The organism is Streptomyces sp. NPDC029152 (genome assembly GCF_055564355.1).
Map to the genome: position 1 here is coordinate 335028 of NZ_JBVHWR010000007.1, position 14234 is coordinate 349261.

General features: G+C 74.2%; 14 protein-coding genes. 3 read left to right on the forward strand and 11 right to left on the reverse strand.

Annotated elements, in window-relative coordinates; all coding sequences use genetic code 11:
* Window positions 1-62 precede the first annotated feature (62 nt).
* The 5 genes from thpD to ACZ4V6_RS17800 all read right to left on the reverse strand — a co-directional run bounded on the left by thpD (window position 63) and on the right by ACZ4V6_RS17800 (window position 4836).
* A complete protein-coding gene (gene thpD / locus ACZ4V6_RS17780) occupies window positions 63-962 on the reverse strand; it encodes an ectoine hydroxylase (protein ID WP_467828061.1) in 900 nt (299 codons plus the stop codon).
* Between the two features lie 6 nt (window positions 963-968).
* Entirely contained in the window at window positions 969-1367 is a 399-nt protein-coding gene (locus ACZ4V6_RS17785; RefSeq protein ID WP_467828063.1) for an ectoine synthase, read from the reverse strand.
* A gap of 90 nt (window positions 1368-1457) precedes the next feature.
* Window positions 1458-2729, reverse strand: coding sequence for a diaminobutyrate--2-oxoglutarate transaminase (gene ectB / locus ACZ4V6_RS17790; protein WP_467828065.1), 1272 nt, complete (start codon window positions 2727-2729; stop codon window positions 1458-1460).
* A 131-nt stretch (window positions 2730-2860) separates the two neighbouring features.
* Entirely contained in the window at window positions 2861-3379 is a 519-nt protein-coding gene (ectA, locus tag ACZ4V6_RS17795; RefSeq protein ID WP_467828067.1) for a diaminobutyrate acetyltransferase, read from the reverse strand.
* A gap of 326 nt (window positions 3380-3705) precedes the next feature.
* Window positions 3706-4836, reverse strand: a complete 1131-nt coding sequence (locus ACZ4V6_RS17800; RefSeq protein ID WP_467828070.1) for a pyridoxal-phosphate-dependent aminotransferase family protein — start codon at window positions 4834-4836, stop codon at window positions 3706-3708.
* A 178-nt stretch (window positions 4837-5014) separates the two neighbouring features.
* Here ACZ4V6_RS17800 and ACZ4V6_RS17805 point away from each other — a divergent pair, with 178 nt between their 5' ends.
* From ACZ4V6_RS17805 to ACZ4V6_RS17815, 3 genes are all read left to right on the forward strand, one after another.
* On the forward strand, window positions 5015-5518 hold the full coding sequence (locus ACZ4V6_RS17805) for a hypothetical protein (RefSeq protein ID WP_467828072.1): 504 nt from the start codon (window positions 5015-5017) through the stop codon (window positions 5516-5518).
* A gap of 44 nt (window positions 5519-5562) precedes the next feature.
* Entirely contained in the window at window positions 5563-6654 is a 1092-nt protein-coding gene (locus ACZ4V6_RS17810; RefSeq protein WP_467828074.1) for an amidohydrolase family protein, read from the forward strand.
* Between the two features lie 186 nt (window positions 6655-6840).
* Window positions 6841-7770 (forward strand): SCO1860 family LAETG-anchored protein, encoded by a 930-nt coding sequence (locus ACZ4V6_RS17815; protein ID WP_467828076.1) that lies wholly within the window; start codon window positions 6841-6843, stop codon window positions 7768-7770.
* Between the two features lie 123 nt (window positions 7771-7893).
* Here the strand turns inward: ACZ4V6_RS17815 and cobC are convergent, their stop codons facing one another.
* The 6 genes from cobC to cobM are packed head-to-tail and all read right to left on the reverse strand — an operon-like array spanning window position 7894 to window position 14208.
* Entirely contained in the window at window positions 7894-8976 is a 1083-nt protein-coding gene (gene cobC, locus ACZ4V6_RS17820; RefSeq protein ID WP_467828078.1) for an Rv2231c family pyridoxal phosphate-dependent protein CobC, read from the reverse strand.
* Window positions 8948-9865 (reverse strand): sirohydrochlorin chelatase, encoded by a 918-nt coding sequence (locus ACZ4V6_RS17825; protein ID WP_467828081.1) that lies wholly within the window; start codon window positions 9863-9865, stop codon window positions 8948-8950. Before ACZ4V6_RS17825 ends, cobC begins: the two co-directional genes overlap by 29 nt.
* Entirely contained in the window at window positions 9862-10446 is a 585-nt protein-coding gene (locus tag ACZ4V6_RS17830) for a precorrin-8X methylmutase (RefSeq protein ID WP_467828084.1), read from the reverse strand. Before ACZ4V6_RS17830 ends, ACZ4V6_RS17825 begins: the two co-directional genes overlap by 4 nt.
* Entirely contained in the window at window positions 10443-12134 is a 1692-nt protein-coding gene (gene cobJ, locus ACZ4V6_RS17835) for a precorrin-3B C(17)-methyltransferase (protein ID WP_467828086.1), read from the reverse strand. Before cobJ ends, ACZ4V6_RS17830 begins: the two co-directional genes overlap by 4 nt.
* Window positions 12131-13375 (reverse strand): precorrin-6y C5,15-methyltransferase (decarboxylating) subunit CbiE, encoded by a 1245-nt coding sequence (gene cbiE / locus ACZ4V6_RS17840; RefSeq protein ID WP_467828089.1) that lies wholly within the window; start codon window positions 13373-13375, stop codon window positions 12131-12133. Before cbiE ends, cobJ begins: the two co-directional genes overlap by 4 nt.
* The gene (gene cobM, locus ACZ4V6_RS17845) at window positions 13372-14208 is read right to left on the reverse strand and encodes a precorrin-4 C(11)-methyltransferase (RefSeq protein WP_467828092.1); all 837 of its coding nucleotides are present in this window, start codon (window positions 14206-14208) and stop codon (window positions 13372-13374) included. Before cobM ends, cbiE begins: the two co-directional genes overlap by 4 nt.
* Window positions 14209-14234: the final 26 nt, after the last annotated feature.

Genomic DNA, 14234 nt, shown 5'->3' on the forward strand with positions numbered 1-14234 from the left:
AGTCCCGCGCCCCGATGCGGTGTTCTCCGGGGGGCGACCCCCGGGCCCCCGGCCGGTTCGATTCACCGTACGGGCGTGAAGTCCCGCGCCCCGATGAACTCCGGCCGCCGGACCGGTGCCGCGAACGGCTCGACCGCCGCGTTCTCCACGCTGTTGAACACGATGAACACGTTGCTGCGCGGGAACGGCGTGATGTTGTCGCCCGAACCGTGCATGCAGTTGCAGTCGAACCACGTCGCCGAGCCGGCCTTGCCGGTGAACAGCTTGATGCCGTACTCCGACGCCATCTTCGTCAGCGCCTCGTCGGACGGCGTCCCCGCGTCCTGCATCTGCAGGGACTTCTTGTAGTTGTCCTTCGGCGTGGCCCCCGCGCACCCGAGGAACGTCTTGTGCGACCCCGGCATGATCATGAGACCGCCGTTGGTGTCGTAGTTCTCGGTGAGCGCGATCGAGACCGAGATCGTGCGCATGTTCGGCAGGCCGTCCTCGGCGTGCCAGGTCTCGAAGTCCGAGTGCCAGTAGAAGCCGCTGGCCCCGAAACCCGGCTTGACGTTGATCCGGGACTGGTGGACGTAGACGTCCGAGCCGAGGATCTGCCGGGCCCGGCCGACCACGCGCTCGTCGCGCACCAGGTTCGCGAAGACCTCGCTGATCTTGTGCACCTCGAAGACGGACCGGATCTCCTTGGACCGCGGCTCCACGATCGAGCGGTCGTCCGCCCGGACGGCCGGGTCGTTCGTCAGCCGCTCCAGCTCCCGCTGGTACACGGCGACCTCGTCCGGACCGATGAGCTGGTCGATGGCGAGGAAGCCGTCGCGGTCCAGCGCCTGGAGGTCATCCGCCGAGACGGGACCGGGGGTGTCGGGGCTGCCCCAGACCACCGGGTCCTTCCGGGGGGTGGCCACCTCGGTGGCACCGCGGGTGGGGTAGAGATCGGTGATGTTCGTGGTCGTGGTGGTCACGATGATTCACGCCTCCTCGGTGAGCAGCGGGTAGACGCCGTTCTCGTCGTGGTCCTCCCGTCCGGTCACGGGCGGGTTGAAGACACAGATGCAGTGGAAGTCCTCCTTGACCTTGAGCGTGTGCCGCTCGTGGCCGTTCAGGAGGTACATCGTGCCGGGGGTGATGTGGTACGTCTTCCCCGTCTCGCGGTCGGTGAGTTCGGCGTCGCCCTTGGTGCAGACGACTGCCTCGATGTGGTTGGCGTACCACATGTTCGTCTCGGTGCCCGCGTACAGGATCGTCTCGTGCACGGAGAAGCCGACCTTCTCCTTGGCGAGGACGATGCGCTTGCTCTCCCAGGTGCCGGACGCCGACTTCACGTGCCGGTCGGTGCCTTCGATCTCCTTGAACGAACGGACGATCACGGTGGTGCGATGCCTCCTCGGTGAAGGGTGTGCAGGGTCCCCGGCGCCCGCGGTCACGCGGGCCGGCGGGCGCCGGAAGCGCGGGTGGCGTCAGGCGGTCTCGCGCACGGCGCGGGCGAGGGTCTTCATGCCCTCGTCCAGCTCGTCGGGCGTGACGGTGAGCGCCGGCAGCAGTTTGACGACCTCGCTCTCGGGGCCGGACGTCTCGATGAGCAGCCCGAGCTCGAAGGCGCGCTTGGCGACGCGGCCCGCGCGGTCCTTGTCGTGGAACTCCAGGCCCCAGACCAGGCCGCGGCCCCGGTACTCCTTGACGTCGGCGAGGTTCTCCTCGGTGATGGCGATCAGGTGCTGCTCGACCTGCTCACCGCGGGTGCGGGTCTGCTTCTCCATCGCCGACCCGTCGGTCCAGTACGCCTCCAGCGCGGCGGTCGCCGTGACGAAGGCGGGGTTGTTGCCGCGGAAGGTGCCGTTGTGCTCGCCCGGCTCCCAGACGTCCAGCTCGGGCTTGAACAGGCACAGCGACATGGGCAGGCCGTAGCCGCTGATCGACTTGGAGACGGTGACGATGTCCGGCGTGATGCCCGCCTCCTCGAAGGAGAAGAACGCGCCGGTGCGGCCGCAGCCCATCTGGATGTCGTCGACGATGAGCAGCATGTCCTGGCGCGCGCACAGCTCGGACAGGGCGCGCAGCCACTCGGGCCGGGCGACGTTGATGCCGCCCTCGCCCTGCACGGTCTCGACGATCACCGCGGCCGGCTTGTTGAGGCCGGAGCCCTGGTCCTCCAGGAGCCGCTCGAACCAGAGGAAGTCCTCGACCGTGCCGTCGAAGTAGTTGTCGAACGGCATGGGCGTGCCGTGCACCAGCGGGATGCCGGCGCCGGCCCGCTTGAACGCGTTGCCGGTCACCGCGAGCGAGCCCAGCGACATGCCGTGGAAGGCGTTGGTGAACGACACGATCGACTCGCGCCCCTTCACCTTCCGCGCCAGCTTCAGCGCGGACTCCACGGCGTTGGTGCCCGTCGGGCCCGGGAACATGACCTTGTAGGGCAGGTCGCGCGGGCGCAGGACGATGTTCTGGAACGTCTCCAGGAACCGGCGCTTGGCGGTGGTCGACATGTCGAGACCGTGCGTGACGCCGTCCCGCTCCAGGTAGTCGATCAACGCCCTTTTCAGGACGGGGTTGTTGTGCCCGTAGTTGAGCGAACCCGCTCCGGCGAAGAAGTCGAGGTACTCGTGGCCGTCCTCGTCGTACATGCGGCTGCCGTGCGCACGGTCGAAGACGGTGGGCCAGCCGCGGCAGTAGCTGCGCACCTCGGATTCGACGGTCTCGAAGACACTGAGGTCGGGCTGGGTGATGGTCACGACGAATCGCTCCTCGTGGGGTGAGGGTGGGAGAGGAAGGTCGTACGGATCCGGGGACCGGTGCGGTCTCTGCCGGGAAGTGTGAGGGGGCCGGGCGGTCGCGGGTGCCGCGACGCGCGGGGGCCGGTCGGTCAGCTGCCGGCCGCGGCGGGGAGGGGGCCGATGCGGTACAGCACCTCGGGCTCGTGCGGTCCGTCGGGGAAGTGCCCCGTCTCGAACAGCACCTCTCGCTCCAGCCGGGCTCCGTGCCGTTCGGCGAACGAGGTGAACAACCGCTGGGACGCGGTGTTGTCGGGCGAGATGGTCGTCTCGACGGTCACCGTCCCGCACTCCGCGACAGTCCGGGCGGCCAGCTCGTCGAGCAGTGAGGCAGCGAGCTTTCGTCCACGGTAAGCCTCGTCCACCGCCACCTGCCACACGAGCAGGGTGTCCGGCCGGTCCGGCCGCACGTATCCGGTGACGAAGCCGACCGGCACGCCGTGCCCGTCACGGGCCACGGCCGAGGTGGCGGCGAAGTCACGGCACCAGAGCAGATAGCTGTAGGACGAGTTCAGGTCGAGAACCTTGGAATCCCTCGCTATCCGCCACAGGGCGGCTCCGTCGGCCACTTCCGGGCGATCGATTCGAAGGTCTGCTTGCACGGCGGTCATGCAAATTGAATTTACCCAGTGGAATTAAAAAATGCATCGCCGGATGGGGTTACGCATGAGCGTCTCGTATGTTATCGCGCGCGCGTGTGCTTCCGCGCGAGACGGCGGCGTTTTGGGGGTAAATGACCGGTGTATAAATCGCAAAACGGACAGCATGTGCAACGGGTCACAATCATGTAGCCCGTCGCGAGGCGTCCGGGGCCCGATGTCCGGGCCCCGTGAAATCGACGGGTTTAGGGGCGGGGAAACCGGGCAGGAGAATACCGGGAGATTATCGAGGTAATTACTTAATTCACTTTCCGTGGGCGTCGGTAATTACCTCGAATTCACGCTCCCGTTGAGTCGGCGGTGGACGGCCGGTCCCAGGCGTCCTCGGTCGCCCGGCGGGCCGCCTCCGTGTCCGTCGTGCGGCCCTTCTCGGCCAGCGCGGCACCGAGTGCCGCCAGGCAGCCGTGCACGGCCCCGCGCGTCGCGTCCGGTCCGTAGTGGTTGACGCGGATCATCTCCCGGGCCAGCGCACCGCCGCCCGCGGCCAGCGGCAGCGCCGGGTCGGACTCCAGCGCCCGGGCCACCAGCTCCGAGGCGTCCAGGTCCGCGGGCACCCGCAGCGTCGTCGCCACCGGCGCCGCCTCGCGGGCCTCGTGCACGTACGGCTCCAGGCCGCCGCCCAGCGCGAGCGCCCCGGCCCGGGTGGCCGCGGCCGCCGACGCGTGACGCGCCATCACCGTCTCCAGGCCCTCCGCCTCGATGCGCTCGACGCACGCCTCCAGCGCCAGCATCTCCAGCTGCGCCGGCGCGTGCAGCAGTGCCTTGCGCCCGCCGTCGATCCAGCGCTCCTTCCAGTCCAGCAGGGACAGGTACGACCGGCGCGGCGCCCCGGGGTTCGCCGCCATCCGCGCCCACGCCCGCCCGCTCACCGACACGGCCGACACCCCGGCCGGGCCGCCCATCGCCTTCTGCGCGCCGATCACGCACAGGTCCACGCCCCACGCGTCCGGCAGCACCGGCTCGGCGCCCACCGACGCCACCGCGTCCAGGTAGAACAGCGCGCCCTGCGCCCGCACCACCTCGCCGATCTCCGCGACCGGGTTGGTGTTGCCGGTCGCCGCCTCCGCGTGCACCAGGGACACGAAGCCGATCTCCGGGTGCTCGGCGAAGGCCTGCCGGACCAGGTCGGCCGTCACGGCCGTGTGGAACGGCACGACGAGGTCGTGCACCGTCGCACCGCAGTCCCGCAGCCAGTCCCCGAACGTCTGCCCGTACGGCCCCGTGACGACGTTCAGCGCGACGGTGTCCGGGCCGGCGCACCCGCGGATCGCGCCCTCCAGCGGCAGCAGCGCCTCGCCCTGCGTGATCAGGACGTCCTGCCGCGTGCCGAGCAGGCGTGCCACCCGGTCCTCGATCGCGGCGAAACGGGCGGCGCTCAGCGGGGCGAGGTCCAGGAAGGGGTGGGTCACGGCGGTGCTCTCTTCAGTAACGGCAGGGGTGCGACGCGGGTACGTCGCGTACGGAGTCGAGAGTAACCATGGCCTTTGCCGCCACTCGCGCCGGAGGGCTTCCGTTGCGACACCCCCACGGCCGGAATTGTGGCTTCCACCACAGTCACGGCGGTCGCCGGGTGATGGACTCGGGCCCGTGATCCTCCTCCTGCTCCTCCTCGTCGCGGTGGTGACGGCCCTCCTCCTCGGCCGGGGCTCCGGCACGTACCCCCGCCGTCCCTCCACGGAGGCGGGCCCTCCGGCCGTCCCCGCGCCGTCCGTGCCGGGCGCGCCCTACCGCGTCGTCGCCAAGGTCGCCGGCGGGGCCGCCGCCCTGCTGTACGCCTGGGGTCTGGTGTGCGTGGGTTTCGCGGCCATGGAGGCGGAGGACGGCGGCGCGGGGTCCGCGCCGCTGCGGCCGTGCCGTACCGGCGTGCCCCCGGAGCTGTCCGGGCGGATCACCGACTACTCCGTCTCCTACCTGCCGCTCGGCTTCCGCTGCGAGACCGCCGACGGCGACGGCTACGACTCCGCCGACGTCCCCGGCTACGTCAACCCCGGCGTCGCCGTCCTCGCCCTGACCGCCGCCGCGAGCGCCGTCGCGGCCGGGTACGCGACCGAGCGGCGCGCCCGCGCGGCGGTGCGCGACGGCCTCCGGTGACCGGGCCCTCGAACGGCCCCGGGGCCCGGTCTAAGGTGCGGGGCATGAGCGATCGCGCGGTGCTGCACGTGAAGGGTCGGGTGCTCGTCGGGCCGGAGGACGTCCGCGACGAGCTGTGGGTGGTCGACGGCCGGATCTCGTACGACCGTCCCGCCGGGGCCGGCGACGTCCGCACCGTCGAGGGGTGGGCGCTGCCCGGCCTGGTCGACGCGCACTGCCACGTCGGCCTCGACCAGCACGGCGCCGTGCCCGAGGACGTCGCCGAGAAGCAGGCGCTGACCGACCGGGACGCGGGCACCCTGCTGATCCGTGACGCGGGCTCGCCCTCCGACACCCGCTGGATCGACGACCGCGACGACCTCCCGAAGATCATCCGCGCGGGCCGGCACATCGCCCGCACCCGCCGCTACATCCGCAACTACGCCTGGGAGGTCGAGCCGGAGGACCTCGTCGCCCACGTCGCCCGGGAGGCCCGGCGCGGCGACGGCTGGGTGAAGCTGGTCGGCGACTGGATCGACCGCGACCTCGGCGACCTGTCCGCCTGCTGGCCGCGCGGCGCCGTCGAGGCGGCGATCGCCGAGGCCCACCGCCTCGGTGCCCGCGTCACCGCGCACTGCTTCGCCGAGGACTCGCTGCGCGACCTGGTCGAGGCCGGCATCGACTGCGTCGAGCACGCGACCGGCCTGACGGACGACACGATCCCCCTGTTCGCCGAGCGGGGCGTGGCCATCGTGCCCACCCTGGTCAACATCGCCACGTTCCCCGCGCTGGCCCAGGGCGGGGAGAAGCGGTTCCCGCGCTGGTCGGACCACATGCGCCGGCTGCACGCCCGCCGCTACGACACCGTCCGCAACGCCTACGACGCCGGGATCCCGGTCTTCGTCGGCACCGACGCGGGCGGCGCCCTGGCCCACGGCCTGGCGGGGGCGGAGGTCGCCGAACTGGTCACCGCCGGCATCCCGCCCGTCGAGGCCCTCTCCGCGACGACCTGGGCCGCCCGGCGCTGGCTCGGCAGGCCCGGCCTCGACGAGGGCGCGCCGGCGGACCTGGTGGTGTACGACGAGGACCCGCGCGCGGACGTGCGCGTGCTCGGTGCTCCGCGCCGGGTGGTGCTGAACGGACGGGTCGTCGGTTAGCCGACGCGGGTGACGCCGGGGAACAGACGTGCCGCGGGATTCGAAAAGACTCGCGGAAACTCCCCGAAGGGGTGAAGCGACCCTGGATCGCTGACGGCCGGGCGCGGCCGGGGACATCCTTTCCGGGTCCCGAGCACGTCGCTCATGCGTGTTCCGCACGCATGTCTTTCTGGGGGTCCCACCACCTTGAACGGCAACACCTTCCGCATGCCCGCACGCCGCCTGGTCACCGTCACGGCGGCCACGGTCCTGGCCGCCGCTCCCGCGGTGCTGGCCGGCGCGGGCACCGCCCGCGCGACCGGTGACCACGGCCGCGCGAGCGCCACCGTCCTGCGTACCGGGCTCGACGTGTCCCTGCTCGACAAGACCGTGGACGTCCCGCTCACGGTCACCCTCAACGAGGTGCGGGCCCCCGAGAGCGCCCGGCAGACCGCGCTGACCGCCCGGCTGGACGGCGTCGACGGCGGCAGGCCCTTCAGCGTCCTGCGCGCCGACGTGGCCGACGCCGAGGCGACGACGAGCGCGGACAAGGCGGAGGGCCGCACCGACCTGGCCCGTGCCCGGGTCCACGTCCCCGGACTGCCGCTGCTGTCGGTCATCGAGGTCGAGCAGGTCACCTCCACGGCGACCTGCGAGGCGGGGAAGGAGCCCGTCGCCTCCTCGAACCTGCTCGGCGCGGTCACGGTCCTCGGCAAGAAGGTCACGCTGACCACCGGCGGGACGACGGAGGTGAAGGTGCCGGGCGTCGGCGAGGTGCGGCTCGACCTGTCGAGGACGGAGACCACCTCGCGCACGGCCGCCGCCACCGCCCTCGCCCTCACGGTGCACGTCGACCCGCTCGACCTGGGCGTGGCCGAGGTCGACGGCACGCTGACCCTGGCGAGCGCCGCCTGCGAGGCCCCGGCACCGCAGGCCGGGGCCGCGCGGCCCCCGGCGCAGGCCGAGGAGCCGCCCGCCGAACCGGCGGCGGACGTGAAACCCCAGGGCGCCCCCGCCGGGGCCGGCCTGGCCGAGACCGGCGGCAGCCCGGCCACCCCGTACCTCGCGGCCGGCGCCGCCGTCCTGGTCCTGGCGGGCGGCGGAGCCCTGGTCCTGGCCCGCCGCAGGCGCGGCTGACCGAGGGGCGGACGGCGACGGGGCGCCGCGCGTCGCGGGGAAGGGGGGAAGCCCGGCGGCCGGACCGGGGGAGGGCCGGCCGCCCGGCACCGCGTGACCGGTCCCCGCGCCGGGCTCCCCGCCTCAGGCGGGCGGTGCCGGCACCGCCCGCTCCAGTGCCGCCAGGAAGCCGTCCGTCGTGGCCCGGTCCCGCACCGCGAGCCGTAGCCACTCCCCGCCCAGCCCCGGGAACGTGTCCCCGCGCCGGACCGCGTACCCGAGGTCCCGCAGCCGGGACCGTACGGTCGCCGCGTCCGGCAGCCGGACGAGGACGAAGGGGCCCTCGGGGGGCTCGGCGGTCCGGAGCCCGGCGGGGGCGAACCGCCGCAGCCCGGCGACGAGGTGCGCCCGGTCCGCGGCGATGCGGTGGGCGGCGTGCGCCGCCTCCGCCAGCGCGCGCGGCGCCACGCACGCCTCGGCCGCCACCAGCGCGGGCGTGGACACGGGCCACAGCGGCTGGGCGCGCCCCAGGGCCGCGATCACGTCCGGGGCCGCCAGGACGTACCCGATGCGCAGGCCCGCCAGCCCCCACGTCTTGGTGAGGCTGCGCAGGACGACCAGCCCGGGCACGTCCGTCCGCCCGGCCAGCGCCTCCCGCTCGCCCGGCACCGCGTCCATGAACGCCTCGTCCACGACCAACGTCCGTCCGGGACGGGCGAGTTCCTCGATCGATTCCGCCGGGTGCAGCACCGACGTCGGGTTCGTCGGGTTGCCGATCACGACCAGGTCGGCGTCCTCGGGCACGGCCTGCGGGGCGAGCCGGAAACCGTCCTCCTCCCGCAGCAGCACCCGGCCGACCGTGTGCCCCGCGTCCCGCAGCGCCGCCTCCGGCTCCGTGAACTGGGGGTGCACCACCACCGGCCGGCGCACCTCCAGCGCCCGCGCCAGCAGCACGAACGCCTCCGCCGCACCCGCCGTCAGCAGCACCCGCTCCACCGGCAGCCCGTGCCGCCGTGCCACCGCCGCCCGCGCGGCGCGCCCGTCCGGGTAGGCCGCGAGGGAGCCGAGCGAGCCGGCCACGTGCTCGCGCAGCCACGCCGGGGGCGTGTCCGCGCGGACGTTCACCGCCAGGTCCACCAGCGCGGAGCCGTCGTCCCGGACCTCCTCGTCCCCGTGGTGCCGCAGATCGTGTCCGGCCTCAGTGCGCATGGGAGTGGGTGTGACCATGCCCGTGATGGTGCCCGTGGTGGTGATGGCCGTCGTCGTCGGGGTGGAAGTGCGGCTGCTGCGGCTGCCCCACCTTGTCCTCGAAGCCGGGCAGCGCGATCCGGTACACGCAGCTGTCGCAGTTCATCCGCAGGTCGCCCTTCACCGCCTCCTCGTACCGCTCCCACACCAGGTCCAGCAGCTCCGGCTCGGGCCCGATGACGTCCGCCGACCGCACCTCCGCCTGCGGGTGCGCGGCGGCCCACTCCTCGGTCTGGTGCCGGACCCGGTCCGGGAGGATGCCGGTGAACAGGAAGTACGGCAGGACCACGATCCGCCGTGCGCCCAGCCGCGCGCACCGGTCCAGGCCGCCCGGCACGTCGGGCCGGGCCAGCGACACGAACGCCGTCTCCACACCGGCGTAGCCGCGGCCCTCCCACAGCAGCCGTGCCGCCTTGAACACCTCGGCGTTGGCGTCCGGGTCCGTCGAACCGCGCCCCACCAGCAGCACGGTCACCTCGGAGGGGTCCCAGGACGGATCGACGGCCTCCGCCAGCCGCCGCTCCAGCACCCGCAGCAGCGAGGGGTGCGGGCCCAGCGGGCGCCCGTACGTGTACGAGATGCCGGGGTGGCGTTCCTTCTCGCGGGACAGCGCCGCCGGGATGTCGCCCTTGGCGTGCCCGGCCGACACCAGCATCAGCGGCACCGCGGCGAACCGGCGTGCGCCCCGCTCCACCAGCTCGGCGACCGCCTCGCCCAGCGGCGGCGGGGACAGCTCGATGAAGCCGCCCGCGACGGGCAGTTCGGGGTGGCGGCGGCCCAGCTCGCGCACGAAGTCGCGGAACGCCTCCGCTCCGGCGTCGTCCCGGGTGCCGTGGCCGGCGATGAGCAGGGCGGGCGGGGTGGTCACAGTGTCTCCTCGGAAATCGGGTGGTACAGCAGGGCGTTGAGCGCGGCGGCGGCCACCGCCGACCCGCCCTTCTCGGACACGTTGCTCACGGCGGGCAGTCCGCTCTCGCGCAGCGCGGCCTTCGACTCGGCCGCCCCGACGAAGCCGACGGGCAGCCCGACGACGAGCGCGGGGGAGGCGTCCAGGACCAGCAGCTCCTCCAGCGCGGTCGGCGCGTTGCCGATCACCCAGAGCGCGCCGGGCCCGACCTGCTCGTACGCCAGCCGGATGCCGTGCGCCGAGCGGGTCAGCCCCGGCCCGGCGACGGCGTCCCCCAGCCGGCAGACGGTCTCCCGCCGGGTGATGCCCGCGCCGACCATCTCGACGTCCACGACGACGGGCGCCCCGGCGTGCAGCGCCGCGTGCGCCTTCTCCAGTTCGCCCTCGTCCATGACGAGGTCGGTGGCGTACTCCAGGTCGGCGGCGGAGTGGATGACCCGTTCCACCACCGCCCGGGTCAGCGGCGGGAAGTGCGAGGTGTCCAGGCGGGCGCGCAGCCGCCGGTAGGACTCCTGCTCGATGGGATGGATCACGCGGTTCACCGGGAGGCCTCCTGCCAGCGGTAGCCGCGCGGGGTGACCATGCGCCCCGCGATCTCGCGGGTCGCCGTGTTGCCCACCGTCACGACCGTCATCATGTCGACGCTCGCCGGGTCGAGGTCCGCGAGCGTGGTGAGCCGGCTCGACTCGTCGGCCCGCGACGCGTTGCGCACGACCCCCACCGGCGTCCCCGGCTCCCGGTGCCCGGCGAGGACCGCCAGCGCCTTCGGCAGCTGCCAGTCCCGGCCCCGGCTGCGCGGGTTGTAGAACGTCACGACGAGGTCCGCCTCGGCCGCCGCCCGCACCCGCCGCTCGATGACCTCCCACGGCGTGTGCAGGTCGGACAGGCTGATCGACACGTGGTCGTGGCCCAGCGGCGCGCCCAGGATCGCGCCGGCCGCCAGCGCCGCCGTCACGCCCGGCACCCCGACCACGTCGATGTCGTCGGACGCCTCGGCCAGCGCCGGCGACGCCATGGCGTACACGCCGGCGTCCCCGCTGCCGATCAGCGCCACCGCCTGCCCGCGCCGGGCCTCGGCCACGGCCGTCCGCGCCCGCTCCTCCTCCGCCCCGAGCCCGGACTCCAGGACCCGGGTGCCGGGCCGCAGCAGGTCGCGGATCTGGTCCACGTACTGGTCGAGACCGACCAGCACGGACGCCCGCCGCAGCTCCGCCAGCGCACGCGGCGTCAGCAGGTCCCGGGCGCCCGGCCCGAGCCCGACCACCGCGAGCCGCCCGCGCCCGGGGCGCCGCACGACGGCACAGGTGGCCATGGCGGGGGAGCCGTCCGGGCGCTGCGACTTCCGCTTCGGCACGAGGAGTTCGCCCCCGCCCGCCAGCGCCGCCGCCTCCGCGACCGAGGGGGTGCCGACGGCGGCGAGGGGCGCCTCGGAGGGGTTGGGCACCTCGACGTCCGCGAGCTGTCCGGCGGAGTACGTCACCAGCGGCACGCCGAGGCGCTCGGCCGCCCCGACGACGCCGGGTTCCCCGGCCTTGGCGTCCACGGTGGCCAGCTCGGCGACCGACGCCGCCGACAGCCCGGCGTCCCGCAGCGCCGCCTCCACCAGGGCGGTCACCTCGTCCACCGGCGCCCCCCTGGAGGCGCCGACGCCGACGACCAGGGACGGCGGACGCAGCACGACCTCGCGCTCGGCCGGCTCCACCAGCCGGTCCGTCAGCCGCACCGCGTACGCGCCCCGCTCGGCGAGCGGCAGCGGCGGCAGCGGCCAGGGCACCTCGGCCCGCAGCGCCACGGGCTCCCCGTCCAGCAGGGCCCGGGAGACCCCGGCGACATCGCCCTCGACGGGCAGCCCCAGCGTGTCCAGTCCCGGCAGGCCGACCGCGTCGGTCGCCGTCGTCACCACCGGTTCGGCGCCCAGCACCCCGCCCACCGCGCGGGCGAGTTCGTTGGCGCCGCCGCCGTGCCCGCCGACCAGCGACACGGCGAACCGCCCGCCCTCGTCGACGCACACCACACCCGGGTCGGTCCGCTTGTCGTCCAGCAGCGGCGCCACGAGCCGGACCACGGCCCCCGTGGCCAGGAAGCACACGAGCTGCTCGCACTCGGCGAACGCGGTCCGCACGGCGTCCGCGACGGGACCCTCGTACACGCGCGTGCGGTCCGGCCACGCCGCGGCCAGCCGGTCCCGCGCCGCGGTCCCCGCCGCGGTGGCGGAAATGAGGCCGATCACTGGGCCCCTCCTTCTTCGGTTTCTTCGGTACGGCTGCCGGGCCTGACGCCCCACAGCAGGAAAACGGGATTGGTCGCCGCCAGCCGCGTCACGTCCCCCGGCAGCGGTGCGAGCCGGGACGACTGGAGCAGCACCCCGTCGCACTCCAGCCCCGCGCCGAGCAGCGCCTCGCGGGCCGCCGGCACCCGGTCCAGCGCGGCCATCGCGACGACCACGGTCCGCCGGACGCGCCGCGCGCAGGCCGCGACGATCGCCGGCAGTTCACGCCCGCCGCCGCCGACGAACACGGCGTCGGGATCGTCCAGCCCCGACAGCACCGTGGGCGCCGCGCCGTGCACCACCCGCACGTCGACACGGTGCGCGGCGGCGTTGGCGCGCACGCGCTCCACACCGTCCGGCGTCTTCTCCACGGCGATGACGGCGGCGCCGAGCCGCGCGCACTCCACGGCCACCGACCCCGAGCCCGCGCCGACGTCCCACACCAGGTCGCCGGGGCGGGGCCCGAGCCGGGCCAGCGCCAGCGCCCGCACCTCGAACTTGGTGATCATCGAGTCGCGGTGGGCGAACGCGGCCTCGTCCAGCGCCCATCCGGCGGGCCCCGGCCGCGGCCCGGCCACCGAACGCACCGGGCCGAGCGCCCGCGCCTCGTCCAGGCACAGCACCACGCTCACCGCCGCGCCCCAGTCCCGGGCGGCGGCCTCGACGGGCGACACCCGCTCCACCCGCTCCTCGCCCGAGCCGAGCGCGGAGGCGACGACCAGCACCCGCCCGTCGTGCGCGAGCGCGGCCCCCAGCTCCGCCGGTCCCGCCCCCGGCCCCGTCAGCACGGCCACCTTCGGGTGCGCGCGGCACAGGTTCACCGCCGTGCGCAGGTCCCGCCCGTGCGCGGAGGCCACCACCGCGTCGTCCCACGGCAGTCCCACCCGCGCGAACGCGGCGGCCACCGACGACACCCCGGGCCGCACGTCGAGCAGCCCCGGCCCGAACCGCTCGGCCAGCGCCCGCACGATCCCGAAGAACCCCGGGTCGCCGGAGGCCAGCACGAGCACCGGCCGCTCCTTCGCGACGTACTCCGCGACCGTGTCCAGCGCCGGCGCCAGCGCCCCGAGGACGACCCGCTCGGCGCCCTCGGGCAGCCGTACGGCGTCCAGGTGGCGCCGCCCGCCGACGACCAGCTCCGCGCCGTCGGCCACGTCCTCGGGCAGCGGGGACCCGGTCCCCGCCCCGACCACCGTGATCACGTGCTCGCACCCCGCGCGCGCAGCTCCCTGCGGGCCTCGGGGTCGGCCCTGCGGTAGCCGTGGAAGTGCCCCGGGTGGTACAGGTGCGAGCGGGTGCCGTGCGCGTCGAGCGCCGGTCCGACCAGGAACAGGGTGTGCTTCCAGAGCTTGTGCTCCTTGACGGTCTCCTCCAGCGTGCCGATCGTGCACTTCACGACCAGCTCCTCCGGCCAGGTCGCCTGGTAGGCGACGACGACCGGCGTCTCGGTCGGGTAACCGCCCTCCAGCAGCTCCCGCACCAACTGGCCGCTGCGCGCCGCCGACAGGAAGACCGCCATGGTGGTGCCGTGCTTCGCGAACTCGCGGACCTCCTCCCCGGGCGGCATCGGCGTCTTGCCGCCGCCGAGCCGGGTCAGGACGACGGACTGCGCGACCTCCGGGATGGTCAGCTCCCGCTGCGCGAGCGCGGCGACCGCCGAGAAGGCGGAGACGCCGGGCACGACCTCGGTCGCGATGCCGATCTCCGCGCACCGGTCCAGCTGCTCCTGCGTACCGCCCCACAGGGCCGGGTCGCCGGAGTGGATGCGGGCCACCTTCAGGCCGTTCTCCCGGGCCCGCCGGTAGACGGCGACCACGTCCTCCAGCGACATCGTCGCCGAGTCCAGGACCTCCGCGTCCTCCCGCGCGTGCCGGAGCACCTCCGCCTGCACCAGGCTCGCCGCCCAGATCACCACGTCGGCCTCGGCGATGGCGCGGGCGGCGCGGAACGTCAGCAGATCGGCGGCGCCGGGACCGGCGCCGACGAAGGTCACCTTGCCGGCGCCGGCACCGGCGGTGGGAGCCATGGGGTCCATGGGAATCGGTCCTCTCCTACGCATAT

What these genes read in the sequence shown, in the direction of transcription:
- ectA (WP_467828067.1), bottom strand. Translation starts at nt 3,379, where the DNA reads ATGACCGCCGTGCAAGCAGACCTTCGAATCGATCGCCCGGAAGTGGCC.
- ACZ4V6_RS17810 (WP_467828074.1), top strand. Translation starts at nt 5,563, where the DNA reads ATGAGCGATCGCGCGGTGCTGCACGTGAAGGGTCGGGTGCTCGTCGGG.
- cobC (WP_467828078.1), bottom strand. Translation starts at nt 8,976, where the DNA reads ATGGTCACACCCACTCCCATGCGCACTGAGGCCGGACACGATCTGCGG.
- cobM (WP_467828092.1), bottom strand. Translation starts at nt 14,208, where the DNA reads ATGGACCCCATGGCTCCCACCGCCGGTGCCGGCGCCGGCAAGGTGACC.